This is a genomic window from Variovorax humicola, from assembly GCF_037889915.1.
GTDB lineage: Bacteria > Pseudomonadota > Gammaproteobacteria > Burkholderiales > Burkholderiaceae_C > Variovorax > Variovorax humicola.
The window spans coordinates 1-25,801 of record NZ_JBBKZV010000041.1 but is presented as its reverse complement, the minus strand read 5'-3'; the positions used below and the strand labels follow the sequence as shown (position 1 = coordinate 25,801).

16 protein-coding genes and 3 pseudogenes are annotated in these 25,801 nt (G+C 63.4%); 10 read left to right on the top strand and 9 right to left on the bottom strand.

The features are described from left to right. The first annotated feature begins 5 nt into the window (after positions 1-5). The 4 genes and pseudogenes from WKW80_RS33095 to WKW80_RS33080 all read left to right on the top strand — a co-directional run. Positions 6-1,208, top strand: a complete 1,203-nt coding sequence (locus WKW80_RS33095) for an IS91 family transposase (RefSeq protein ID WP_340367824.1) — start codon at positions 6-8, stop codon at positions 1,206-1,208. Positions 1,209-1,761: 553 nt separating this feature from the next. Beyond that, positions 1,762-2,034: pseudogene (locus tag WKW80_RS33090) on the top strand (site-specific integrase); the annotation flags it as partial. Beyond that, a pseudogene (locus WKW80_RS33085) lies at positions 2,034-2,273 on the top strand (transposase); the annotation flags it as partial. The pseudogenes WKW80_RS33090 and WKW80_RS33085, both read left to right, overlap by 1 nt. 49 nt (positions 2,274-2,322) lie before the next feature. Beyond that, positions 2,323-2,549, top strand: a pseudogene (locus WKW80_RS33080) (transposase); the annotation flags it as partial. Positions 2,550-2,937: 388 nt separating this feature from the next. Here the strand turns inward: WKW80_RS33080 and WKW80_RS33075 are convergent. Further along, positions 2,938-3,213 (bottom strand): type II toxin-antitoxin system RelE/ParE family toxin, encoded by a 276-nt coding sequence (locus WKW80_RS33075; protein ID WP_340367823.1) that lies wholly within the window; start codon positions 3,211-3,213, stop codon positions 2,938-2,940. Further along, entirely contained in the window at positions 3,210-3,566 is a 357-nt protein-coding gene (locus WKW80_RS33070) for a CopG family ribbon-helix-helix protein (RefSeq protein WP_340367822.1), read from the bottom strand. Before WKW80_RS33070 ends, WKW80_RS33075 begins: the two co-directional genes overlap by 4 nt. A gap of 25 nt (positions 3,567-3,591) precedes the next feature. On the opposite strand from WKW80_RS33070, the gene WKW80_RS33065 reads away from it, so the two are divergent. Genes WKW80_RS33065 through WKW80_RS33055 form a run of 3 tightly spaced genes read left to right on the top strand, consistent with a single transcriptional unit; the run spans position 3,592 to position 6,606 of the window. Further along, complete coding sequence (locus tag WKW80_RS33065; RefSeq protein ID WP_340367821.1) at positions 3,592-4,077, top strand: hypothetical protein; 486 nt, start codon at positions 3,592-3,594, stop codon at positions 4,075-4,077. Then, on the top strand, positions 4,074-5,837 hold the full coding sequence (locus WKW80_RS33060) for a SulP family inorganic anion transporter (protein ID WP_340367820.1): 1,764 nt from the start codon (positions 4,074-4,076) through the stop codon (positions 5,835-5,837). The genes WKW80_RS33065 and WKW80_RS33060 overlap by 4 nt, the downstream gene beginning before the upstream one ends. A 19-nt stretch (positions 5,838-5,856) precedes the next feature. After that, positions 5,857-6,606 carry a MarC family protein gene (locus WKW80_RS33055; RefSeq protein ID WP_340367819.1) on the top strand — a complete coding sequence of 250 codons (750 nt, stop codon included), beginning with the start codon at positions 5,857-5,859 and terminating at the stop codon, positions 6,604-6,606. A 68-nt stretch (positions 6,607-6,674) separates the two neighbouring features. Here WKW80_RS33055 and WKW80_RS33050 read toward each other — a convergent pair whose 3' ends face one another. Beyond that, positions 6,675-7,166, bottom strand: a complete 492-nt coding sequence (locus WKW80_RS33050) for a CDP-archaeol synthase (RefSeq protein ID WP_340367818.1) — start codon at positions 7,164-7,166, stop codon at positions 6,675-6,677. A gap of 176 nt (positions 7,167-7,342) precedes the next feature. On the opposite strand from WKW80_RS33050, the gene WKW80_RS33045 reads away from it, so the two are divergent. From WKW80_RS33045 to WKW80_RS33035, 3 genes are read left to right on the top strand one after another with little or no spacing between them, the layout of a single operon-like run. After that, positions 7,343-7,768 carry a hypothetical protein gene (locus WKW80_RS33045; RefSeq protein WP_340367817.1) on the top strand — a complete coding sequence of 142 codons (426 nt, stop codon included), beginning with the start codon at positions 7,343-7,345 and terminating at the stop codon, positions 7,766-7,768. Next, the gene (locus WKW80_RS33040) at positions 7,755-8,423 is read left to right on the top strand and encodes a 3-hydroxybutyrate dehydrogenase (RefSeq protein WP_340367816.1); all 669 of its coding nucleotides are present in this window, start codon (positions 7,755-7,757) and stop codon (positions 8,421-8,423) included. The genes WKW80_RS33045 and WKW80_RS33040 overlap by 14 nt, the downstream gene beginning before the upstream one ends. Positions 8,424-8,450: 27 nt before the next feature. After that, on the top strand, positions 8,451-9,158 hold the full coding sequence (locus tag WKW80_RS33035) for an IS6 family transposase (protein ID WP_340367839.1): 708 nt from the start codon (positions 8,451-8,453) through the stop codon (positions 9,156-9,158). An 861-nt stretch (positions 9,159-10,019) separates the two neighbouring features. On the opposite strand, the gene WKW80_RS33030 is transcribed toward WKW80_RS33035, so the two are convergent. The 6 genes from WKW80_RS33030 to WKW80_RS33005 form a co-directional block, all read right to left on the bottom strand. After that, entirely contained in the window at positions 10,020-10,568 is a 549-nt protein-coding gene (locus WKW80_RS33030) for a hypothetical protein (RefSeq protein WP_340367815.1), read from the bottom strand. Further along, a complete protein-coding gene (locus WKW80_RS33025; RefSeq protein ID WP_340367814.1) occupies positions 10,561-11,466 on the bottom strand; it encodes a hypothetical protein in 906 nt (301 codons plus the stop codon). The genes WKW80_RS33030 and WKW80_RS33025 overlap by 8 nt, the downstream gene beginning before the upstream one ends. Positions 11,467-11,468: 2 nt before the next feature. Next, positions 11,469-15,590 (bottom strand): DUF6531 domain-containing protein, encoded by a 4,122-nt coding sequence (locus tag WKW80_RS33020; RefSeq protein ID WP_340367813.1) that lies wholly within the window; start codon positions 15,588-15,590, stop codon positions 11,469-11,471. A gap of 14 nt (positions 15,591-15,604) precedes the next feature. Then, a complete protein-coding gene (locus WKW80_RS33015) occupies positions 15,605-17,014 on the bottom strand; it encodes a hypothetical protein (protein ID WP_340367812.1) in 1,410 nt (469 codons plus the stop codon). 150 nt (positions 17,015-17,164) lie between these two features. Next, positions 17,165-19,378: a type VI secretion system Vgr family protein gene (locus WKW80_RS33010; protein WP_340367811.1), complete on the bottom strand. Its 2,214-nt coding sequence runs from the start codon at positions 19,376-19,378 to the stop codon at positions 17,165-17,167. 156 nt (positions 19,379-19,534) lie between these two features. Continuing rightward, positions 19,535-25,666, bottom strand: a complete 6,132-nt coding sequence (locus WKW80_RS33005) for a two-partner secretion domain-containing protein (protein ID WP_340367810.1) — start codon at positions 25,664-25,666, stop codon at positions 19,535-19,537. Positions 25,667-25,801: the final 135 nt, after the last annotated feature.

Here is a 25,801-nt window from a genome sequence, read left to right as displayed (position 1 = left end):
CAGCGATGCGAGCCACCGGGCTCGAAGTGGCGGACATCTTCCGCCAGGTCGGGCCTGCCTATCGTCATGACCACGCTGACTCGATCAGCGCTGGGCAGCGCCGTGTCATGCGCAACATCGAGCGCTGCCGCACGGCGGAGTTAGGAGGTCATGTCGAGCAGTGCGATGCCTGCGGCCACCAGCGCATCGCGTTCAATAGCTGCAGGGATAGACATTGTCCGAAGTGTCAGTCGCTGGTGCGCGCGCAGTGGCTCGAAGATCGGCAGGCCGAACTGCTGCCGGTCGAGTACTTCCACGTGGTCTTCACCGTGCCGCAAGAGATCGCCGCCATCGCGTACCAGAACAAGGCCATGATCTACGATATCTTGTTCCACGCCACCGCCGAGACCTTGCGCACCATCGCGGCCGATCGCCGGCACCTGGGCGCTGAGATCGGGTTCATTGCGATCCTGCATACCTGGGGCCAGAACCTGCTGCATCACCCACATCTGCACTGCGTCGTGCCCGGTGGCGGGGTGGCCCCGGATGGCCAGCGCTGGATTGCCTGCCGGCCGGGCTTCTTCCTGCCGGTGCGGGTGCTGTCGCGGCTGTTCCGGCGCCTCTTCCTGACACAGTTGCGGCAGGCCTTCGACGAGGGAGAACTGCGCTTCTTCAACAGCCTTGCGGCGCTACAGGATGCCGACGCCTTCACCCGCTACCTGGCCCCTATCGCCCAGGCCGAGTGGATCGTGTATGCCAAGCCGCCCTTCGGTGGACCGCAACATGTGCTGGACTACCTCGGGCGCTACACCCATCGGGTGGCGATCTCCAACAACCGCCTGATCGACTTCGCTGACGGTCGTGTCGCCTTTGCATGGAAGGATTACCGTCACGAATCGCGTCGCAAGGTCATGTGCCTGGAGGCTCAGGAGTTCGTGCGTCGCTTCCTGCTGCATGTACTGCCGGCCGGCTTCCAGCGCATTCGCCACTATGGCCTGCTGGCCAACCGCTACCGCGAGATCAAGCTCGACCACTGTCGACAATTGCTGGCGGCACCAGCGCCGGTCGTCGAGTTGCCCGATGCAGCGCTGGACTACCGGGACCGTTACCAGCGTCTCACCGGCGTGTCGCTGCGCGACTGCCCGCATTGCGGGCGTGGCCAGATGGTGCGCATTGAATCCTTCTTGCCGGGCACCTTGCCACGTGGTCCACCGAGCACGCCACCATGAATGCGATCCGGATTCGTCAGGGCCAGCACGTACGGCTGCGTTGGTGCGCGGCCACAGGGGTGCCTTTGCGTGCTCACGTCAATGGCCGGCGAAGATGGTCGTCGCGCCCACGCGGGACCGGCATTGCATGTGCCGCCGCCGCTCGCGCCCCCAAGTCGAGTTCAACTCTGCGGCGCTCGCGCCACGGATCTGCGGGCTCTTGACAGGACGCTCCTGATTCAATCCCCATAGTGCCACCGCCGCGCGGGCGGTTCAGTCCAACGGGATCTTTAGCCAACCGGCCGCGGGGCAAGAGCTGCGCCCTGAATCGTCGTCGGAGCGCCGCGGCCGCTCGACTAAAGACTCTCTGCAGTATGTGGATCGGCGCACTTCGGTGCGCAACCCACGATAACGGAGACGAGCCCCCGCTGCTTAGCGAGCGACCATGATGTCTAAACCGCTCGCACCGCTCGCGGTAGCCCGCCGCTGAGCCCGCGGCGGATGGCAAACATTGCGCCCCTGTCTATGTTGCGGAGCGAGGCAATTGGCCTCGTTCTTCGACAGGAGCACGATCATGACCCCAGCGACACCAGCGGTCTCTGCGTTGCGCCAACGCATGCTTGACGACATGCGCTTGCGCAAGCTCGAACCCAAGACTCAATCCACCTACATTCGCGCAGTACGGCATCTCGCCGGCTTTTTGCAGCGCTCTCACGACACTGCAACCGTGGAGGATCTGCGGCGCTTCGAGTTGCACATGGTCAATCAGGGTGTCTCGCCGATCACGCTCAATGCAACCATCACCGGCTTGAAGTTCTTCTTTGACGTCACACTCGGGCGTGGCGAGTGACCATCGCGGCCGATCCGAGGCACCTGGGCGCAAGGATCGGCGCAACCCTGGTGCTGCACACGTGGGGGTCGGCCCTGACGCACCACCCCCATGTGCATGGCATCGTGCCGGGCGGAGGCTTGTCGCCGGACGGCGAACGCTGGATCGCATGCAAGCCCGGGTTCTTCCCGTCCGTGCGCGTGCTGTCGCGCCAATCGCGAAACCAACCAAGCCGAGTCCTACGGCCCATGCGCCGGCCTTCGTCACGCCATTGTTGCCTACCGAAATGGGCACCGCAATGCGCAGCGCATCCTTGCGATCCCCGGCGTGGGCTTGTTAACCGCCACGGCAGCCAGCGCGGCAATGGGCCGTGCCGATGCATTCAAATCCGGGCGCGAGTTCGCTGCTTGACTGGGTCGGTACCTGCGCACACCGGAACGGGTGGCAAGACACGCATGTTGGGCATCAGTAAGCGAGGGGACACCTATCTACGCACGTTGCTCATTCATGGCGCCAGAAGCGTACTCACGCGTCTTGCAGCGCCACCGTCTTCCTGCCAAGCCATTGGCTGAAGCCGGCGCGACGGCAAGTGCCAGACGCTGCGCCACGTTACATCGCGTCATCGCGTGCCCGTCACGGTTGGGCAGCGGCGGCGTTAGGCCGCGTAACTGCGGGTTCAGCCGCAGCCAAGGCACGAGCTTCCAAGACGGGCGTCTTCCACAGTGGCACCGTGCGTTGCTTGCGCCCCTTGCCCTTCGTTCCGCCCAACCACGCGGGCTGAAGGCGCCCCATCCAGGACGGCCCATGCGAAAAAAGGAGCGTTGCGCCGAGACCATGCCGACGCTTTGGACCGGGATCAGGACTTGCTCGGCGCTGAGGAGCGCCACTCCCTTCAGGAAAAATCTGACCCGTTCGCCCGCCTTATCGGTCCTCGCGCGTGTGCCACAACCGCAACACATAGATGGTTGACTCCTGGATCTCGTAGCGCACTTCATAGCGACCCACCAGAATCCGTCGCACTTCGCGCGGTGCGAACTCCTCCAGGCGTTCGCCGATGCGTGGGTTGATCGCCAGTCGGCTCGGCGCCGCCGTGAGCTGCTGTATTGCGCGTGCGGCGGCCGGCTTGTTCACCGGGGCTAGAAACTCGTGCAGCCTGACAAGATCGAAAAGCGCTTTGCTCGTCCACTGGACTTTCATTGGCGAGGGACGGGCACCGGTAGCGCAGCGTCGGTGCCCAGGCTGTCCGCCCAAGCCTGAACGGCTTGATGATCAATCACCTGGCCGGCATCCACGTCCGCCAACGCTTCGTGCGTCAGTCGGCTTCGCTCCTGTTCCTGGTCGATCCACGCGGTCAATGCCTGCTTGACGATCCATCCCTTGGAACGTTCCAATTTGGCGGCCCATAGGTCGACTTTTTCTGCCAGTTGCAGCGGGACGTGCGCGGTAAGTACGCGAGTTTCGGTGATTTGTGCCATTGGCCAATGGTCCCGGGAAAAATCGAACGTCTGTTGATTATTTTTGAATCTATCTGATTCAAATTCAATCGTCAAGCATCGACCACCTCATCCGAAATTGGTGGACACCATCGTCACCGACGCCATCGCCGTTCTCAAGATGGGTTCGCCGGACCGCCGGACGCTCACCGCCAGCCTGCAACCAAAGGAGAACACCACGCACGGATACGACCGGGAGAAAAGCGGCCCGCGGATCGTCGCATCCGCGGCACTGCCCGCCCCCGAAGTCGAAGGGCTCTGTCGCAATAAGGACGTCGTGGCGAATGAAGGCCGACGCTCGGCACGGGGATCAGAAGGCGAGGCTGTAGAACTGCTCGGCAGCGGACACGACTTGGCCTTCGGGGCGGGCCGCGGCGCTGTCGGCAACCTCTTGCGCCTGCTCCTGACTGCGGCAGTGGACCACCGCATACCGCATCACATAGCGCGCAAAAGGACATTGCGGGAAAGAACGCTGCAGTACCGGGGCGAACTTGATCTCGATCAAGTGGCCACTGCAGACGCGCCGGATACTGGGACCGGTATTTCATCCTCGTGGGGGCTCTCGTGAATCAGGAAGCGCGACCGGCGGACACGTTCTTGGCAGATGCATCCGCGCATGGCTGGCGCGCCGCATTGCCCGCTGCCCAATGGCTGCGGTCCTATCAGGCCAAGTGGCTCGCGAACGACGCCATTGCGGGCCTGACCTTGGCCGCCTATGGCATCCCTGTGTCGCTGGCCTACGCGTCCCTTGCCGGGCTGCCACCGCAGTACGGCATTTACTGCTACCTCGTGGGTGGACTGTTCTACGCGCTGCTCGGATCGTCTCGCCAATTGGCGATCGGCCCGACCTCGGCCATCTCGATGCTTGTCGGCGTCACCGTCGCCGGCATGGCAGGCGGAGATCCGGAACGGTGGGCCAGTATCGCCGCGCTGACGGCTTTGCTGATTGCAGCCATGTGTGTGATCGCTTGGCTACTGCGCCTCAGTTCGCTGGTCAACTTCATCAGCGAGACCATCCTGCTCGGCTTCAAGGCCGGGGCGGCGTGCACGATAGCGCTGACGCAGTTGCCCAAGCTGTTTGGCGTGAAGGGCGGCGGAGAAGACTTCTTCGATCGCCTCGTGATTCTGGGCGGGCAGATCCCCGATACAAACCTGGCCGTGCTGTCTTTCGGTCTCGTCGCGCTTGTCCTGCTCCTGCTGGCGGAAAGGTACCTGCCGGGGCGGCCGGCAGCACTTTTCGTGGTAGTGGTCTCAACCATCTTGCTGTCAGTGACAGCGCTCGGCGACCTCGGCTTCAAGGTCGTCGGCGCCCTGCCCCAGGGGCTGCCAAGCTTCAGATGGCCGGGCCTGCGGGTGCGCGACGTGGAAGGCGTGGTGCCGCTAGCGTTCGCCTGCCTGCTGCTTTCCTATGTGGAGAGCGTCTCCGCCGCACGCGCGCTGGCCGACGCGCACAAGTACGAGATCGACCCGCGCCAGGAATTTCTCGGCCTCGGCGCTGCCAATCTCGGGGCGGCGCTGTTTCAGGCCTACCCGGTGGCCGGCGGACTGTCTCAGTCGTCGGTCAACGACAAGGCCGGCGCCAAGACTCCGCTCGCACTCGTCTTCGCATCGATCACGATCGGCTTGTGCCTGATGTTTTTGACCGGCGGGCTGAAAAACCTGCCCAACGTCGTCCTCGCCGCCATCGTCCTGGTCGCTGTGAAGGGGCTGGTGAACATCGGCGAGATGAAGCGCCTTTGGCGCGTCAGCCGCTATGAGTTCGCCGTATCCATGATCGCGTTCGGCGCGGTACTGCTGTTGGGCATTCTCAACGGCGTGATCGTTGCGGTTCTTGCTTCTCTGACCTTGCTGATTGGCCGGGTCGCGCGTCCGCACGTCGCAGTCCTGGGCCGCATACCGGGCACGCGCAAATTCTCCGACATCGAACGCAACCCTGACAACACGTCGGTGCCGGGGGTCCTGATCTTCCGCGTCGACTCGAGCCTGCTCTATTTCAACGTCGACCATGTGCACGACGCCGTGCGTCGCATGCTGCAGACCGCACCGGACAAGCCGAAGCTGGTGATCTGCGACCTGTCGACGTCGCCCCAGGTCGACATGGCAGCCGCAAAGATGCTGTCGAAGTTGCATCAGGAACTCGTCCAGGCGGGCATCCGATTGCAATTGGTCGCGGCTCACGCGCCGGTGCGTGACATTCTCCGGGCCGAAGGGATGGAAGAGAGCCTGGGCTACTTCGGGCGCAAAATCTCGGTCTCCGACGCCATCGACGAGTGCAATGGCGCCGCCGACCCCGCGCCTCCGCCAGGTGCTCGGCTCATGCCCGTTTGAGCTTCGCCGCGTCTTATCCGTGAAACCCGCCAACCCGCCTTCGAGCGGTACCCTCTTGCGAAGCGCAATGCTTAGTGTGGGCTTCTTCTGCCTGGTCGGCGCAGGCGCCGCATTGGCCGCTGACGTCATCGCCACTCAGGCGCAAACCAAGCGATTCCCTGCGAGACAAGTCTTCACATTCCTGTTTCTAATGTTGGGGCCGATCAAGATCATTGGACCCTTCGCGATGGTGACAAAAGGCGCGGACGCGGTGTTGACGCGCCGGATTGCCCTCTGGGCGACTCTGTTCTCAAGTCTCGCACTGCTGGTCGCGGCTTTCCTCGGCGAGGGCATCCTGAGCAGCTATGGGATTCCGTTGCCTGTTCTGTCACTGGCCGCAGGCCTGATTCTGTTCCTGGTGGCCCTGACCAACATCCTTCAGCAGTTCCACCCCCCCGCGCATCATGACGACGACGGACAGCCAGTCGCGATGCCGACATTGAAGACGGCATTGACGCCGCTCGCCTTTCCCGCGATTGTCACCCCCTACGGAATCGCAGCGCTGGTAGTGTTCCTCGCCCTGAGTCCGGATATTCGGAGCCGCCTGCTGATCGGCGCCGTCATGCTGGCCATCATGCTGGTGAACCTCTTCTTCATGCTCATGACGCGACTCATGCTACCCGTCCTCAGTGTGCTGATGCCGATCCTCGGTGCCGTCCTGGGCATCGTCCAAGTCGCACTGGGGCTTCAGATCATCAACAATTCGCTCAGAGCGCTGGGACTTCCCTGAGGCTTCCTTGCGTCGCGTCGCAAAAAAGGTGGGGTCTCAGACCTTGTGCCAGGTCAAAGGTGACGCGATCAGTAGGGCCTGTCGCGCAATCCCAGGCGATGGGCCAACCGCGCCAGCGGAATCTCCAGCAAAGCGAAGGCGATCGTGATCGCAGCGACCTGAAGCAGCGGCACGTCGAGCGCGAACCGCACCGCCAGCAACCCCAGCAGCGATTCCGGAATCTGGTCGAGCCCGAACGCCTGTCCGCTGGGCTCGATCGCCAGGCGACGCTTGATGAAGCTCGACAGCGCATCGCCCGCCATGGCGCCCGCGCCGGCCAGCGCGCCCACTTCCACCGGAAGGCCCATGAGCAGTGCGCAGAGCATGCAGGCGCCCACGGCCACCACGACGCCCCGCACGGTCTTCGACGGTCCCAACAGTGGCCGTCCGTCGGGCAGGCAGATGCCGCCATCCAGCGGCCATGCCCAGCGCGCGCCGAGCAGGTTTTTGGCGGCGATGGGCGTGATGTTGGCCACGGCGAGCAACAGAAGTAACCGGGCTCCGAGCCACAGATCCTGCATGGTGTTTGCGCTGACGGGGTTGGAGATCCGGCAACCCTACGTCGGTTGTCGTGACGCAGCCTTGACCGGGCGCAATGGGACCGTTTCAAGCCGGGCGTTCGTTCCTTGCGCTGGCTCAAGGCCCGCCCGGGGCGCCGGCGGCAAGCTTGCCACCTCGTCTCACCGGGAGAAATCGCATGGAATCAAGACGCCTGATCGCGCTGCTGTCGCTGTCCCTCGCTGCAACGGCCTTTGCGGCCGAAGGCATGGCACCGGGTCAGTTGAGCCCGCCGCCGGTGAGCCAGAAGGTGGCGAAGGCGGCAAGCAAGGCGGCAAGCGAGGCTGAGCGCGCGGGCAACAAGGCTCTGAAAGAGGCAAAGGCCGCAGTCGATGCGAGCGAAGCTGCAACCGGCAGCGTCTCCGCCGCAGCGGCCGAGGCGATCCGTCGCGCAGCCCGGAAGGTGGCGGAAGCGACAACCCGGTTCGAGGAGAAGACAACGACCGCGGCAAGCCAGGCGACGTGCATGGCTCAAGACGCATTCCAGCGCGCAGCACCCGACGTGCAACCGGATGCACCTGAGGTGCAACGTCCAATCACTTCAGGAGCACATGTTGAAAGGTAAATCGGCCGTTATTACGGGCTCGACCAGCGGCATCGGCGCTGGCGTCGCCACAGCGCTGGCGGAGGCTGGCGTGAACGTCATGCTCAACGGGTTTGGCAACGCAGCGCAGATCGAAGACATGCGTGCCAGCTTGGCCGGGCGCACTGGCGTCAAGGTACTTCATTCCGGGGCTGACATGTCCAAGCCGGAAGAGATCGAGGCGCTGGTGATGGAGGCAGAGCGCGAGTTCGGCCATCTCGACATCCTGGTCAACAACGCCGGACTCCAGTTCGTTTCGCCGGTACAGGATTTTCCAAGTGCCAAGTGGGAGCAGATCCTGGCGATCAATCTGTCTTCCAACTTCTACACGATCAAGGCGGCCTTGCCAGGCATGCAGGCGCGCAACTTCGGCCGCATCATCAACATTGCATCGGCCCACGGGCTGGTCGCCTCTCCCTTCAAATCCGCCTACGTGGCCGCCAAACATGGCGTAGTGGGTCTGACGAAGACCGTAGCCCTCGAAGTGGCTGAAACCGCGATCACCTGCAACGCGATCTGCCCGGGCTACGTGAAGACGCCCCTTGTCGAGGGCCAGATCAAGGACCAGGCCAAGGTCCACGGGATGAGCGAAGAGGCTCTGGTGCAAATCGCGCCGCGGGTAGGCTATGGCCTTTGAACTGAAGGCGGATCGATGGCGCAGAGGCTGCAAAGCATGGACGAACTTTTCAAGGGCCGACACTTCGAGCGTGAAGTCATCGTCCTGTGTGTTCGGTGGTATCTGCGTTTCAAGCTGAGCCTGCGTGACCTGGTGGAAATGATGGCCGAGCGTGGCCTGGCCTTGGCCCACACAACGATCATGCGCTGGGTCCAGCGGTCTGTGCCCGAGTTCGAGAAGCGCTGGAATCGCTTCGCCCGCAAAGCCGGTCGATCTTGGCGCGTCGACAAGACCTATGTGAAGGTCCGAGGCAAGTGGACCTATCTCTACCGGGCCGTCGATCGAGCAGGCGAGACCGTTGACTTCCGCCTGAGCGCCCATCGCGACGTCAAGGCCGCCAAGGCGTTCTTTCGAAAGGCGCTGGAGACGCAAGGCCGCGCGCCGATGAGCATCACGCTGGATGGCTATGCCGCTTCGCACCGCGCAGTGCAGGAACTGCCCGCGCAGAACGCGTGCTGGAAAGACACGCGGCTGCGATCATCCAAGTATCTCAACAACATGATCGAGCAAGACCATCGGGGCGTGAAGTCGCGCATCAACCCGATGCTCGGGTTCAAGGTCTTCGACTGTGCTGCGGTGACGATCGCCGGCGTCGAACTGCAGCATCGCATCCGCAAGGGTCAGTTCAATCTCGGTCGCCTGCATGTTCGGGGCCAAGCTGCGCCCGCGATTTGGAATGACGTGCTTTCGGCATAACCTGCGCGGCCCTCTGGAGACGTCTCTCGGCTACGCCGAAACTTTGCACCAGAGCCCCAACGTGTAGCGCCCTTCGTTGAAGACGCATTTGTCACGCAGACGGCCTACGCCATGCATGCATGCCTGATCCTGGCGGCTGAACTCGCCTTAAAGGTCGATCAGGCAGCGGGCGCGGACGGGCCGAAATGATCATGCCCGAACGTCGCAACCGGCCCCCGCATTGGGTGGGCTTTTTGAGATCGCATATCTGCGACGGAAACGTCGTCCCCGCTCGAAAACGCCATTGAATTCAGCAACTCGCGTTTCGGAAGTCTTGCGCAAGAAGCCCTTGACCCAAGTCGTAGATTCGTAATGGTATTTACCCCGACCGGTCAATCCGCACCGAAAGTCTATTCCCCCGACTTTGGATGCACTCCCCAGTCACCTGAAGAACGCTCGACCAATTTGAATCAGCGCTTTGCGCACTGAATCCCGCTGCTCAGGGTAAAGCTTAGTGAATCCGATGCCGACAAGCACCAAGATGGCAACCACCAAGATCGTTAACATTATTCGGCTCACAAATGCTACGCCATTGATACCCGACATTTAAGAGGAGCGTGCGCTGTCGGCACATCGTGCGACTAATGATTTCCACACCCCCGGACACCGCCCCCAGATTTTTCTCCGCGGCCGACACCGACCGCAGCGCAGAGACTCCAAATGTTTTTGCAGGCGCCATGCAGTTTTCAAATTCATGGATGCATAACAAAGGGTTTCTAGCAACGACGCATTCACCGGTGTGTCGAACATTCTTGACCAAACGTTGGATTCCATGTGTGCCGAAGGTGCATTCGCGGTGACCGCTATGAAACTGCGTGCCAGTCATCCGAGCTGCACAAAGGCGCAGGCGCTATGCAGATCGAACGAGCGATGTTGCCTTCGCGCGAACACATAGATTGCGCCATCGCCGATCAAGATCGGGAGATCGGTCGGCATCGAATCTTCCAGCCATTGAAAGACGAACTCCAAGTCACCAACATCTTCACGCAGTTCGTGCTGGACATAGCCGGGGCGGCCCCCGATCTTTGACGTCATCGCGCCCAGTGCCGGGAGCGCCGGGAGGCCCGATCGCTCGGTAATAAGATCGCCCACCGTGATCGCGCGGCCGGGGCTCGCCGACCGTGCAGACGCATGCACGACGAGACGGATCGTGCCCACATCGCGTTCGTCACAGAAGAATGAAAGCGCCGTGCCTGCGCAGCGCACGTCGACGTCCCGCCCTTCGATGGTGAGATAGAAGCGCATTCCGGCGGGCGACGCCACGGGCGGTGCTCCACCGACACGCGAGCCGTCGACGACCGTACGCGACTCGACTATCAGTGGCGCATACGCGTCGCGCGCGACAAAGAGGCGATTAAAGAGATCAACCAAGCGGACCAACCTTGCCAGCGAGTACTCGATCAGCCCACCTCCGCGTGAGCGGAACACCGAGCGCTTCCGCCTTCACGCGCTCTGCAAGGGTGTGAGCATCGGCGGCGCGACCGAGCTCGACAAGGCCGAGCATGTTCGCGTGGAGGCGTGGCGCGTCGCGCTCGTCGAGATCAAGAAGCGCCATCGGCTTCTTCGACTTGCCCAGCCCCGACGCGACGAGGCGCTCAGCGAGCTCAGTGCACGCCGCCATGTTGGCGATGGCGCGCACCTGTGGCGCTGTCGGAGGGCTCGGCTCGGGCGCGCCTACGATGCCGCGCTTTGCAAAATGATCAGGGAAGGCGCTCACGAGCGCTTTGTTCTCCGCCTTGAAACGATCGACGATCCGCGCGAGCTCAGCTTCCTCGATGACGCCCTCCTGCCTATCCAAGAGAGCACGTCCGACCGCCGAGAAGTCGCTCTCCGCGCGGCGGAACGCCTCGAGTGAAGAAAACACTGGTCGTTCGACGAAACGCTCAGGTTGCCTGTGGGCGTCGCAGTGCGCCGCATACACGCTCCCCTCAATGACGTCGACGTACCAGATCACCTTGCCGCGGGGCGCACCGAACCTCATAGACAGCTGGAACCCGTACCACCCGTTGAGGTGCGTGGCGAGGATGAGCGGGCTCTGCGGAAATCCCTCCTCTTCGAACGGCGAATCGCCGCTGACTTCGAGTGTCCACCACACGTTCAGCATCAGGATCGACTCGATATCGGACTCAACTTCCGCGGTATCGTCAAGCAGCGACATCGAGTCCCGGACCAGCTCCTCGATCGTTTTCGATGCCGCGCCATCGTAGCCGTACACATCAACAACGCGCTTCACCGCCTCGTCGATCGCCGAGGCCGAGTCCTTCTCCATAGTCAACCCCCGCAGCCCTTCGCCTTTGCCTCCTCCGAGAGGTCGTCAAGCTGATTCGCATAAGCTTGCGCGTCTTTTTTGAACGCGTCAACCAACTCCTTCGCCTCCCTGTTTGCCGCCCGCCGCGAAAGGCCTTCTTCCCGTACGAGCCAATCGGCGATCACGCTCTGCCTCACTTTGGCGTTTTCCGCGATATTCTGGGCTGCAGTCTGGCCGCGCACCGTGGCGTGATCGAAGAGGCCGGCCTCGCGTTGCGCCGCGGTGATCTCGCGATGGAGCGCTGGATCTATGCCCATCGCGGGGTTGCGGCGACCGACGTAGCCGCTTCGCTTGCCATAACCATTCTCGCGCAGCCACACGCTGCCGAGCATCTCGTCGGCGTCGAGGCCGTCGCCCGTGTGGCCCGCGTTTCCGTACGGTTGGACCGCATACTCATCGACGAGACCGAAAGGATCGGCGCGCAGCATCGGGTCGAGCACGTAGCCCCACGCGCGCAGGCCCGCGAGCAAGCCAAGCGGATCGGGTGAGATGTATGAATCGCTCTGGGGATCGAAATAGCGCCAGTAGTTGTAGTAAAGGCCGAGTTCGGCATCGTCGTATTGCCCGGGGAAACGCCAAGGACAATCTCCACGTTCCCCCACGCTGAGGTGGGCCTTGCCGTAGACATCGATCTGCGCGCGCCACGCGAGCGTTCCACCCGCGTCGAACATCTCGCTCGGCACGCCCCGATCGTCGGTCACAATCATCCAGCGTTCGCCGCCGCGTTCCCTCGCGATCGGCCGGAAGCTCTCGGGCTCCCAGTACCAAGTCGTGACTCCGTCGATGCTGTCTATCTCGTGCGCTACAACGTGTCGATCCCACACGAAGCGGCGCTCGCGCAGGATGGTCTCGCCGCCGTCCTCTCCGACGCGCAGGTGGGCTTTCTTCGTGCGCCGCTTGAGCGCGTCGTATTCGAAGCGCGTGACCGTGTTATCGGGGTGCACGACCTGGCGCAAGAGGCCGCCATCCGTCCAAAGGTAGCGCCACTCCTCGGAGCCGCAGCGCCTCGCAACACGCCGTCCCTCGCCGTCGTACTCGTAGACCGTGTCGCCGTCCTCGAGCAATCGACCTCCTGGACTGTAGGTGCGGCGCTGATCGCGATGGACGCGTCCTGCTTTGTCGTAGGCGCGCACGTCGGTGCCATGCGGCGTGTGCACGGCCTTCAGGCGGCCACGCTCGTCATGTTCGAAGGTGCGCAGTCCTGCTTGCGCGTCGAGAATTGCGTCGAGTTGAAGCACCGACTTCCAGCGGTACGCGCGTGCGCCGACCACCTCGCGGTCACTGCCGATTACTCGCTGCGAGGCCGGCCGGCCGAGCCCGTCGCGCGTCCAAACCGCGCTCACGCCGTTGCTCGCGCTCACCGACATCTCTTCGCCCAACGGATCACGCTCAATGCGGAGCGAGAGCTGCTGCCCCCCATTTCCGCCAAGCAAGATCACCGAAGGTAGGCCAAGCGCATCGTACGCGGCGCCGAGTCGCGCGCCCAGCGAGGTCTCGATCGCGCCGCGGTTGCCGCCGGGAGCGATCTCGCTCGCGACCCAGCTCTCCTCGGTGCTTTCGCGGCGTACGCGGCGGAGCGCGTCGGGTTCGATCTCGAGGACCACCCACGGGCTCTCAGCGCGCACCATTGCACCGTCCGCACGGTATTCGACCTTCTCATAGGTGCCGTCGCCGTACGCGTAGTCAGCAATGCGTCCGCCCTTGTCATACCCGAACTCGACGCTCGTGCCGCCTGAGCGATCGATGCGCACGATGCGACCGCGCGCATCGCGTGACAACACACGCGTATGCCCGTCAAAATCCGTTTCCTTCACAAGACGGCCGCGTGGATCGTAGTCGCAGGTCCATTGCGCGCCGATCTCGTTCTCCACGGCAAGCAGCTTCTGCTCGGTATCGTATTTGAACTCGACGCCTGCGTCGTTCTCGCGGTACTCGGCGATCTTGCGGAAGCCGGTGTAGCGGTAGCGCACGGTCCGGATCCCGTCCTTGAACTCGATCACGTTGCCATCCGCGTCATACTTCGTCTCTTCGATACTCCAAGGGGAGCTCTCGGCGAGCACGAGGCGCCCTTCGAGGTCGTGCTGGAAGCGGATGACGCGACCGCGGGCGTCGGCGAACTTGCGCAGTTGGCCGAGAGCGTCGTGCTGGTATTCCGTCACGGCGCCGTTCGCTGCATGTGTGCGGCGCAGATTCTTCGCACCGTCCCATTCAAACGTCGCGCGCGTTCCGTCCGCACGCTCGAGCCACACCGGGATGCCAGCGTCGTAGCCGAAGCGGACCGTCTCGCCGGTAGGAGCGACGAGTTCGAGCAGCTGTCCTCCGCTGTCGTAGCTGTAGCGCCAGACGCCGCCGATCTGATCGCGGATCTCGATCGGCAGACCTTCGTCATAGCGCGCAAGGACGCGTGCGTTATCGGGCGTTTCGACCGCGATCTTGTTGCCCTGTGCGTCGAACTCGCTCCGGGTGACGGCCCCCAGCGCGTCGACTGACTCGATGACCGTGAAGAACCGTGGGTGGTACTTGAACGTCTTCGCGTTTCCAAGCGGGTCGACGATCTTTGTGACAAGGTTGTTGGCGTCGAGGTGATACTGCGTCTTGTGACCTAGCGAATCGGCCACGAAGGTGACCTTGTTCTTCTTGTCGTAGTTGATGACGTGATCGTAAATTCCTCCGTCGCCCCAAGTGCGCGTGCACCAGGCGTCGCCGCCGAGGCCGTCGTACTCGAAGTAGAAGCTGAGGCCCCCGCGCTGCGTCTCCTTCACCAAGAGGTGCGTGACGTACTCGAACGACCAGGCGTTCTCCTGCGAGTCGAAGACGCGCACGAGATCGCCCTCTGCGTCGTACTCGTAGCTTCGGTGCGCGTACCAACCGCGCTGATCCGGGTGCGGCAGCTTCAGCACGACCAGGCGATCCTGCTCGTCGTGCTCGAAGCCAATGAAACGGTCCGCCGAGTCACGCACCCACTCGAGGCGGCCCTTCGCGTCGTAGCTGAAGGTGATCTCGTGTAGGCCCCCACGCGACAAGATGCGCGCGATCGGCGCGCGGCCTGACCGGCCGGCGACCGGCGCATATTCGTATATGAAACCGTCGCTGTCCGTGATGCGCCAGCGTTCGTTCTCTTCGCGCCGCAGCGTGAGGCGATCGATCGGATAGAAGATCTCGTCACCGACTTGCATCGTATGCTGCGGCAGATCGAAGGTATCGAACTCGATCTCGCGGCCGTCGTCGAGCAGGCACACGACTTTCCCGCGCTCTTCCCACACTGCCCGATCAACCGAAGTGCTCCACCCGTGACCGTGTGGGCTGGAACGTCCGGCGAAGTTCGACGAGTAGAAGCGCTCGATACGCAGCGGCATGGGGCCTGGAAGCTCGGCGTCAAGAAAGCGCGTCATCACCTTGCCTGTGGCGACGTCCACCGGATGACCGGTGAGCTTGCACGCGAGCCAGCTCAGGACCGCTCGGCCGCGATTGCCAATCGGCAGATGGCTGATCCCGGCCTGAATAGAATCGCCAATGAAGCGCGTTCGAAGCGACGCCATCGCTGCAGCCATGAGATCCAGATGGGGCGGACCGCCGATCAGGATCGGCGCACCCTTCGGCACCGCAAGGATGACCGAGCTCGGCAAACGAACGGGCTCCGAACAGCTCAATAGCAGATCGCCCAGCCGCGACGCATTCGTGCCCATCACGTGGACGGTCTTCGAGCCAGTGATCACGACCGCATCGTTAGATGGCGTCACTGGCTTTTCTGGCTTGGGCGCGCCTCTGATCGCCGGCTTCGGCGTCTTGGGAACCGGCGCCCAACTCGTGCCGGGAGGGATGATGATGTGTCCGGGGACGTGTTTCGCCTCCGTGCCGGTGTTCGTCGCGGGCATGCCCCAGTAAGTGACCGGTCCCTTGAGCGAGCCGCCGAGTGCCATGCCAATGGCATTGCTGATCGCGAGCCCTACCGCCAAGCCCATCGGGTCGAACACGACGCCGGTGAACGGGTTCGGGATCGGCGTCGGCACCGGTGCCGGCATCGGCACAAATTCCCAGTGGATGTCGATTCCCAGAACCGGATCGCCCCAGCTACTTGCGAGCATGGCTTAGCCTTTGGTCATTGGTCTGCGACCTTCGGCCGCCCGACCTCGCCCTGTTCGATAGCGTAGGCCTGTTGAAACAGCGACTCGGCGTGTGCCTCGAATCCTTTGTCGGCGTAGCGTTTCGCGAGCGCCCGCGCCGCCTCTGCCGCGCTCGACGCCTGAGCGACAGCGACCTCGGTGCCTTCGGCGATACGGATCGCTTCACGAAAGCAGAGAGCAGCATTCGAATCGCTTCCGAGTTCAATCCCGATCTGACCAGCCAATCGCCAGCCTTCTATCGCGATCAGGGGAGAGCCTGCATGCTCTGCCCCGCGGGCGCACTGGGCATACTCGCGCACGGCGTCGCTGTAGCGCTTGTCGAGGGCAAAAAGCAGGCCGAGCGCCAATCGTGCCTGCGCCTCAGCAAGTCCGAGTTGGTGTTGCTCCGCGTGCTCGATCGCGGACCGGAGCTCGACAACGGCGTCTTCACGCTTATCCAGTCCGCTCAGGTAGGAGGCTAGTGCAATCGTGCAAATCACCTGGACGTCATGCAATCCAAGAGATGCGGCGAGATCACGCGCTTGTCGCTGAATCGAAATCGCGTCCTTGCCACGGCCATCCTTCATCGCAAGCGCGGCTCCGAACAAAAGCTTCGCCAGTACAGGCGCCTGCTCCAGATATGCTGGATCGATACCTGCGGCGCGAAGTTTCGCGTCCCTCAACTCGGGCTCGAGCTTCGGGGGCGCGTCGACGCGCCGTGGCGGTTCGATGCGCTGCGGCCCCGCGCGACCGAGCTTCGGTGCAGACGCAAGCGCATCGAAATCCTTGCCCTGCTGCTCGGGATCGATCGCGCAGTCGCAGATCATTGCGTCTGGACCCAGGCGCTCGACAATGGAAAGTGCCGCACGATCCTCACCGAGCACAACGATCCATCGAGCCAGCTTGAGGGAAGGGCTCGACGTCAGGGCCAACAGGTCCGAGCCAAAAGTCTCGGCTTCGTCGAGCACACCTGGGGCAAGGACGACAACGATTTTGCCGTCGAGAGGCGCACTTTGTGCGCGCAATACCCCGGCCAGGGCAGACCCGAACTCCCACAACGCATCCGACACCTCTGGAAACGCGGGAGATGACCGAGCACTTGGGTACTTCGCGAGGGGCATCTCGATCTTTTCCCGATCAAGGAATATTTTGCGGCGCAGATCCCAGTGTTCGCGGAGCCGCGCGGCGCGTGCCCGCCAGCCGTCGTCTGCCGTCGTGTGCGCGTCCTCGAGGACGACCCATGGGGATCCATTGTCGCGATCGAACTCGAACATGGGCAGCAAGCGCACAACCGTGCTCCACAGATCGCCGCTCGTGCGTACCTGCAAGAGCTTGACCTCCTTCGCACGAATGAACCACGAGACGTCTTCTTGAAGACGATTCAAGGCATTTGAAATGGACTGCATACAGGTCCTGCATCCGGGTGCTACGTCAATCTGCCGGCCACACCGCGTTGATCGCGCCTTCCGGCAGCCGACACATAGCCTTGTGCATCAGTGCAATGAACGAGCGCAATCGTCGAGCGATATCGGTAAATAGGTTGATCACGGCAAACCTCAATTGATATTGACCAGTGCGCCCGTGATCTCATGCGTGCCGGATGCAGAGGAATTGATTGCGGCGCCAGACACGTTGACCTTCCCTTTGTCGCAAGTGACCTGCTGCCCTCCCACGCCGATTTGTGCCGTGTCACCTCCAACGATTTCGACTTTCGGGGCTGACGCTTTGATCTCGGCATCCCCGATCACCGAGATCTTCTTGCTGTTGATGGTGACGGTGCTGGAGCCCGTGATCGTGATATTTACGCCTGACAGCTTGATGGTTCCGTCGCTGGCCATCCACAGATTGCTCGACCCGGTATGCAACTGAATGCTGTCCGTGGCATGGATATAGACCGGACCCTTGACGGTGGTCGTCTGCGAGGTGTCGTAGTCCTCGGTCAGGGCGGCCTTGACGTGGTAGTGGGCGGGGCCTGTCGCGATGTTGTGCTCGTACTTACCGGTCGAGACCGTTATAGCCGTATCACCCTTGATGGTCTCGGTATGAGTGCCTGTCCGCACCGCGATAGTCCGGTTCCCGGTTTCAACGATATGCGTCTCGTCATGTTTAATCGTCGTGTTCATGTCGTGTTGGGCATGAACGGTGATCTGTTCCTTTCCGGCGGTGTCATTCATGGACATTTCATTGAAGCCTTTCCCCTTGTGGGTGTTGCTCTTCAGTCCACTGACAACGCCATCACCGGGAAGCTTGTAGGGTGGCATGTTGTCCGCGTTGTAGAAGCGTCCGGTAATGATTGGCCGGTCCGGGTCGCCCTCCAGGAAATCAACGATGACCTCTTGCCCGATGCGCGGAATACTCACCGAGCCCCAACCCTTGCCTGCCCATGGCTGGGACACGCGAATCCAGCACGAGCTGTTCTCGTCGTGCTTGCCATACCGGTCCCAGTGAAACTGGACTTTCACGCGCCCGTATTTCTCGGTCCAGATTTCCTCGCCTTGTTTTCCGACAACGATCGCTGTCTGTGGTCCGGGCATCGTCCTTCGCGCCGTCAACCGGGGTGGTCGCCACGGCGAGGCCGATGGAATGACTGTCAGCAGAAAGGCGCTCGACCCGCGCGGCCCAAATCGCAGCGTCGGCGTGCTGTTGATCAGATCATCGAGCACTGTGCGCGTACCGGCATTGACGGGGTCGTCGTTCAATGCCTCCTGCAATACAGTGCTCGTCGAGCGCTCAGGCTCCATCATGTCCAAGCCCTCGTACCCCGGGTGGCTAATCACAAATGTGCAAGCAGCGATGATGTAGTCGCCGTCGCGTGTTCCGTCAGGATCGCCTTCGAATTTGAAACTTCGACCCGCAGCAACGTCTGGCCAACCGGTCAGGGCCCAGTGTCGATGGCGACGACCGACCAATTCATCCAGGCGGACCCGTGCGATGTTGTCGGTATCGTCGCCGTCGTAGTAGCCGCCCGGAAATTCGAAGCATTCCAGGTCTGCGAGTTCATGGGTGTCGGGATCGCCCTTGTCGGCACTAAGCTCCTTGCTGATCGCCTTGAAATCGCTGTCGCGCGAGGCAAACTTTCCCGTGTCGAACTGATGTGTGCTGACCCAGCGAGTGATCTCGTTGAAGCGCGCTTCGCTGGCCGCATTTGCGGCGAAGGTCAGCGTGTCAATCACTGGCAACTTCTTGTGCCCGAGATCGCTTGCGTCCGACAGGTGCATGGTGCCCGGGTTCTCGTGCGCGTCGAACCAGTAGTAGATGCCCTCCTCCTCCATCAGCCGCGAAAGAAAGCAATAGTCACTCTCCTGGTATTGGACGCAGTAGCGATGTGGCGCATGCGTCCCGACCACATTGTCCGATTTGGTCTTCTTGAAACGCTTGATCGGACTGTCCTCGAACACGGCGTCGAGGACTTCGAGCACCGGCCTTTCCTGCAGGATGCGGGAATTGCTTCGCTTGGTCAGCAGCCAGAACCACGATCGCAGGACGATGCGGTATTCGAAAAAGCGCCCCACCTGCGTCGCACGGGTGAAGCGCACCGCATGCCCTTGGCAATGCCTTTCGTGCTTGCCGCCGTCCGAATCTTTGAATTCGATGACGACGTCAAATGCGCAGCCCAGAATGTCCCCGGCCGAGATCGCTGAGTTTTGCGAGAGCACAGTGAGTTCGTACATCGAAGCCCGAGCCAGTGCCTCGTGCCCGACGATTCGCCAGAACATCAGTTCGGCATTCGCCGGCGAATCGCCTTTGATGAGGTATTGGAGTTCAGCCATGGCAGTTTCCCCAGGAGTCCGCGCATTTGCTGCAGTTCTGTTGGGTATGTCCGCGGCTCATCAATTCCTGACACGAGCCCATGCGGTCGATCGCGAGATCGAATGGCCGAAATTTGAGAGTGCCTTGGACTTGGTTCATGGGGCCGGCCTTATCTGTCAGAAATCCGAGCACCCATTGCGCTTGCTGTCATTCACGCAACTCAGCAAATTCGGCCGTGAACGCACGCGCGTCCATTCGGCAGCCAGCACGTCGCCTTGCTGCTCGGCGCGATCCCCGTCGAGCGCCCCTGTCGCAAAGCAGATCGGCGGCGGGCCCATGTTGCGATCGAAGGTGTAGGTGTTGGTATCTTCCCGCACCACGTCGGGTGGGGCCGGTGGCGCGAGGTCCAGCACCAGCGAGCCCGGGATGAAGTTGATCGCGTATCCCTCGTCGGACGTGAACTTGCCGTTAATGGCATAGCGTCCTGCCGGGCTGGCGGGGGTGGCCGGCGTGGACAGTGCGCCCTTTACCCCGACACCCGTGTCGCCGAGGATCAAGCCGCTCTCGCCATAGGTCATCGCCGGGAACGACTGGCCCGCGAATGTCCGCAGATTGGCAGCGGTCAGCGTAAGGACGGGCTGCTGCGTGTAGATGAAATGATCGTCGTTGCTCGATACGACCACGCTGCACGCGCCCCCGTAGCTGCAGTGGTAGAGGTTGGGCAGGCGCCCCGAGCCGGCCAGTCCGCCGCGCGTCTCGCCTTCCCAGGTTTGAGCCCAAACCCGCCACGTACCCCCGGTGATGGCGCTGCCGCTGCTGTTCTGCAAGCGTCCGGCCGTGACGAGGTCGGCTGAGGTCGCGCTGTTGACCTTGCCCGCGAGCGTCATGTCGCCAACGAAGTTGCGCACGCGCACCGTGTCGGCCGACACGCCGGCGACGGTGAGCGCACCTGCATTGGCAAAGTCGAAGCGGCCTGCGGCACTGCCGGCCACGATGCCGACCTGGTTCGCGGGGTTGTCGAGCAGCACGTCGCCGGTGTCGGAGCTTGCCTGCAACGAGGATGCCACGATGCCCTGCGGCGGCGATGTAGGCGCCAGCAACGACCTGTCGGCCTTCCCGGTCTTGCCGTCTCCTGCGGTGGCCTTGCCAAGACCTCCGCTGCCCGAGGCTTGCGTGACGCTGCCACCGGCGTGCAGGCCCGCGGCGCCGGTCGCGGTGACGTTTCCAGCCAGCGTCAGGTCGCCGTGCATCGCGTTGACGTTCAAATCGATAGCGGTCAGTCCACTGCCCAACATGGACTGCTGCGCGTCCGCGACGTTGACCGCACCGACGGTCAGCGCACCGGCATTCGTGAAATCGAAGCGGCCGGCAGCGCCGCCGGCAACGGCGCTCGTACTGACGCCCGCCGCGTTCAAGCTCACGTCGCCGCCGCGCGCGGTGGCCAGCAAACCACGGGTGACGGTCAGAGTGCCTGTCGATGACTGCGCGATGCCGTTGCCATCGATCGCGAGATCCGTCGCGCTCACCGGCGCATTCAATATGAGATTGCCGACGCCGCCGGCTTGCAGGATGGCTGTGCTGGCCGAGCTGACGGCGGCATTGACGTCCAAGTCGCCTGCGCCTGTGCGAACGCGTACCGCGTTGCCCGTCACGCCGCTGCCGGTTTCAAACAGCGGCGCGGTCGGGCCGGCTCGGAGCAAGGCGGGTTGTGCTAGCACGCTGACCGGGCCGATCGCCAGCGAGTCAACGTCGGTGTAGTCGAAGCGCCCCGGTGCGCTGCCGGCAAGCGTGTCGGCGTGATTGACGCCGGCGCTCAGATTCACATCGCCTGTGGTCGAGCGCACCAGCAGGCTTCCTGCGCTGATGCCACCTGCCGCCGTCTGGCTGATGCTGCCATTGGCCAGCAACGCAAGGTTGGCAGGATCGGTCGCGGCGTCGAGGCTCAGGTTGCCGGCGTTGCTCTGGAGCACGGCGTTGGTCCTGGCCGTGACGGCCTGGTCGACCGAGAAATCGCCCGTGAGCGCACGCAGGCGCAGCGCGTCGGCGGTGATCCCATTCGCGGATGTCGACTGCTGCGTGTCGGCGACGGTCACCGCGCCGATGCTCAGCGAACCGGTGTTGTCGAAGTCGAAACGGCCCGTCGTGCTGCCCGCAACCGTCCCGACCTTGTTGACCGCCGTCGTCAATGCAACGTCGCCATTGCGTGCATTGGCGATCAGGCCACTGCCAATCGACAAGGTGCCCGTCGTCGCCTGGCCAATGCTGGCGGCATCCAGCGCAAGGTTGCCGGCACTGATCGCTGCGCTCAAGGCGAGGCTGCCCGAACCGCCCGCCTGCAAGATCCCGGTCGTGGTGGCCGCGATACCGGCATCCACGCTCAGCGCGCCATCGAGCGTGCGCACCCGCACGGCATTGGACGCCAAGCCATCGGCCGAGAAGTACTGCTGCAGTGGCCCCGGGCCGACGATCGAGAGTTCCGTTGTCGTGTTGGTGCCGCGTCGCACCAGCACGCCGACCTGGTCGATCGACAGCGGGTCGGCGTTGGTGAAGTCGAAACGCCCGCCCGCCATGCCGGCGACCGCGTCGACGTGGTTCGTTTCCGCGCTGAGGTTCACGTTGCCCGCGGTCGCCTCCGCCACCAGGCCGTTCGCGGTGATGCCGCCCGCGCTTGTCTGGTTGATGCTCCCGAGCGCCGCGAATCCCACGCCGGGCGCGTTGACCGGCGCGTTCAGGTTCAGGTCGCCCGTTGAGGCCACGAGCAGCGCGCTGGTAGCGCCGGTGACGGCCTGGTCGACGGCGAGACCACTCCCCTGTGCCAGTACATCCACGATGTCCGCGCTGATCCCGTTGCCGACGATGGTCTGCTGTGGATCGCTGCTGGCCACTTTGCCGATGGCGACGGCGCCTGCGCCGGAAAAGTCGAAGCGCCCGGGCGCACTGCCGGCGACGGTGTTGACGTTGTTGGTGGCCGCGTTGAGGGTCACGCTGCCGTTCTGGGCGACGGCCAGCATGCGATCGGACGTGATGCCGCCGGCTGAGCCTTGGGCGATGCCATTCGCGGCCAGCAATGACACGTCGTTGGCCACTACGGGAGCGGCAAGGACCACGCTTGCGCCGCTGCTGCGCACGACCGCGGCGCCCCCGGCGGTCACGCCTGCAATCTGCGCCCGCGTACCGTCGGCAAGCGTGTACCCGACCGTGCCGACGACCAGTGTGCCGGGGGTGGTGATTTTGAGATTTGCTTCGACGTTGGCCGCCCACGTGTTCACTGCATTGCCGGGGTTCGTCAACACCACGTCGTTGGCAGCGCCAAGAAAGGCCGGCGCGACGACCGCGAGGCTGTCAGCCGTAATGCTCGCCGTTTGCGTGATGGTGCCGCCGGCCCCTCCGATCAGTGCGAGCGACCCCCCACTCAGGTTGATGTCGCCGTTCACCTGCAGGCTGCCGAACGGACCCGTCTGCAAGGTGAGATTGCGGCGCGCCTGCAATGCGATCGGGCCAGCGACCTGAATGCCTGTGACCCCGGGAGTCGTTCCGTCCTGCGAGCCGAACGAGATGGTTGGCGCGGCCAACTGGTCCAGTTCGGCTTGCGAGATGACGAAGGTATCGGTGCGATCTTCGCCCCCGAGCGTGATGAAACCGTCGGCCTGATTGCGTCGCACATTGATGGCGCCAGATTCGCTCCTGACCGGCGCGCCGATGTCGATTGCGTCGACGGTCGACTGCGATTGAGCAGAGAGGGTGATATTGCCCGACTTCGTCGTCACCGCCGGGGGCGTTACGCCCTCCACAATGGACGCGAGGGTGATGCCCGCTATCGGTACCGAGGTCGAAGTCACCGTTCCGGTAATGGCGACATTGCCGGTGGTTGTGCTGATGCTGCTGCCATTCCCGATCCGGACGCCGCCGATGCCGACGGCGTTCGCGCCCGGCGGTTGGCGGCCGGTTCCGCTGAGACTGACAGAGCCGCTGCCAGAACTGATGCGGAAATTGCTGAGTTCCAGGCCGTACTGGGTGTCGATGGGGACTGGAGGGGGAACGAAGGCTGCGGCAAGAACGGTAATGCCGGGAACGACGACAGGGCCGCCGGGAGTGCCGGGGATGCCGGGGACAACAGGGCCGTCGGGAGTGCCGGGGGGGGCGTCCGGAACGCCCGGAACTTCGGGAACTTCGGGAACGACCGGCGGTGTGAAGCGGCTTCCAGTGCCATCCAGGCTTACTTTTCCGCCGTCGGTCGTAATGCCACCGTTCGACAACGCGATACCCGCCGCACCGCTCGAATCGCCCTTCATGGTGACGGATCCGGTGCTGGTCGCGATGTCGCCACCGGTCATCTGGATGCCCGGGCCGGTTGACGAAGTGCCCGTCCACGCGACGTTTCCTCCATTTGTCGTGATGGTCCCGCCCGTCATCGAAATGCCTGCGGCGGTGGTCGAAGAACCCGTCATGGCCACTGATCCAGTGCCGGTCGCAATGGTGCCTCCCGTCATGGAAATACCCGCGGCGTTGATCGAACTACCCGTCATGGTCACGGATCCAGCGCCGGTCGTGATGCTGCCTCCCGTCATGGAAATGCTCGTGCCCCGGGTGGACGCAGCCCTTATCTGGATGTCTCCGCCCTTGGAAGCGATCGTGCCGCCCAAGGAGATCGATCCACCCGCAGACACGTTCGAAGGCGGATCGCTCTCGAACGCGACACCCAGCCTGCCCCCAGTCGACTTGATCGAAGCGCCAGCCGGGAAGTCGATGCTGTTGTGCGCAAGGAACTGCAGTGTCCTGTCTTGTGCACCGACGTAGTTGATCGCCACGGCTTTATCGAATGTGATGTCTCCGATGGCCACGCCCGTGTCCCCTGTCCTGATCGTCACAGTGGCGTTGTCGACCAAGGCGGTATTTATCTCCGAATCGTAGACGGCGGAGTCCGCAGCGGGCCCAGCGGCTGGGAAAGGAAGAGCCTGATGGTCGCAAGTAACTACTCCGCAGGGGATGCTCTTGTCACCATTCCACACGCCTGCGTTGATGGTGATGCTCCCCGGATCGAGCAGCCACTCGCCCGCCTTCCCCCTGGCTGCGCTCGTGTCGACCTGTAACCCGTGAAGATCGACACTTCCACCCGAGGTCTCGACGAACCCGCCATTGCCGCCGTTCGGGCCCCCACGCGCAGTGATCGGCCCCCGTGCCTGCAGCGTGCCGTCGCCAAACACCGCCACCTTGCCGCCCTCCCCCTTGTCCATCGCATCACTGCGCATGCTCGATGAGGCCAGCACCACCGCCGCATCGCTCGCATGCACCCGGATGCTCCCTCCCCCGGCGCTGCCGCTCGCATCGATCACCGCGCCCTCATCCGCCAGCACACGCCCACCTTCGACACTGATGCTCCCACCTTTCAGCCTTGCCTGCGCGCCGGTCGCATCGAGCGTGCCGGCCACGCGCACATCGTCGCCGTCGCCACCGCCCAGGATGATCTCGCCGTTGCGCTCGACCAGCGAGTGCGCCTGCACGGTGCCCTGCTGGTTCACCACCCACTGCGATGGCGTGCTGCCCACGGCCAGCATGGCGACGCGTCCGCCGTCCGCCGTGAGCGTGGCACCCGCCGTGTTCTCGGCCGATGCATGGGTCGCCTTCACATCGGTCGACACCCGAAAGGTGGTGAGCCCGTCGCCCGCGAAATCGATCGTGACCTGCCGCCCCGAGACCAGGCCGATGGTTCCGCTGGCCACGTGGATTTCGCCCTCGTTGCGCACCGTTTCGCCCATCAGTGCGACGGTGCCGCCCTTGCTCGCATGGATGCTGCCCGCATTCACGACACTCGCATGGTTGCCGTCGGCGCGCTCGAACACCAGTTGCTTGCCCGCCATGAAATTGGCGTTGCCGATGTCGAGCGTGGAGGCGACAAGGCCGCCTGTGTTGACGACCGACCCCTTGCTGAACAGCACCCCGTTCGGATTGACCAGGAACACCTGCCCGTTGGCATTGAGCCGGCCCGCGATGGTGGACGCATCGGGCCCGACCACGCGATTGAGCAGCACGCTCGCCGGCCCCGGCTGCGCAATATTGACGATGCCGCCCGCGCCGATGGAAAAGCTGTTCCATTGCGCCATCGCACGGACCGTGGACTGCGTGATGTTCATCGTGCCGATGCCCGGCTGGCTCATGGTGACGCCGCCTCCGATCGCCTTGAAGCCGGTGGGCAGCGTCTGGGCGAGTGCGGGCACAAGCCCTGCGGCCAGCAAGCAGACTACAAGCGGTCGCAGCCTGACCAGACTGGCATCGCAACCGCGGCGGAACACATCGAGGCGAGTGGTCATGGGATGCCTGCCTTTCGGTGATGGTCAGAAACTCTTCTGCGCCTGCACGAAGAACTGCGGGTCATGCCCGCCGCCGTCGGTCGTGGCCCGCGGCGTGCCGTCGCGCCACGCGACGGTGGCGTTGATCGAGAAGTT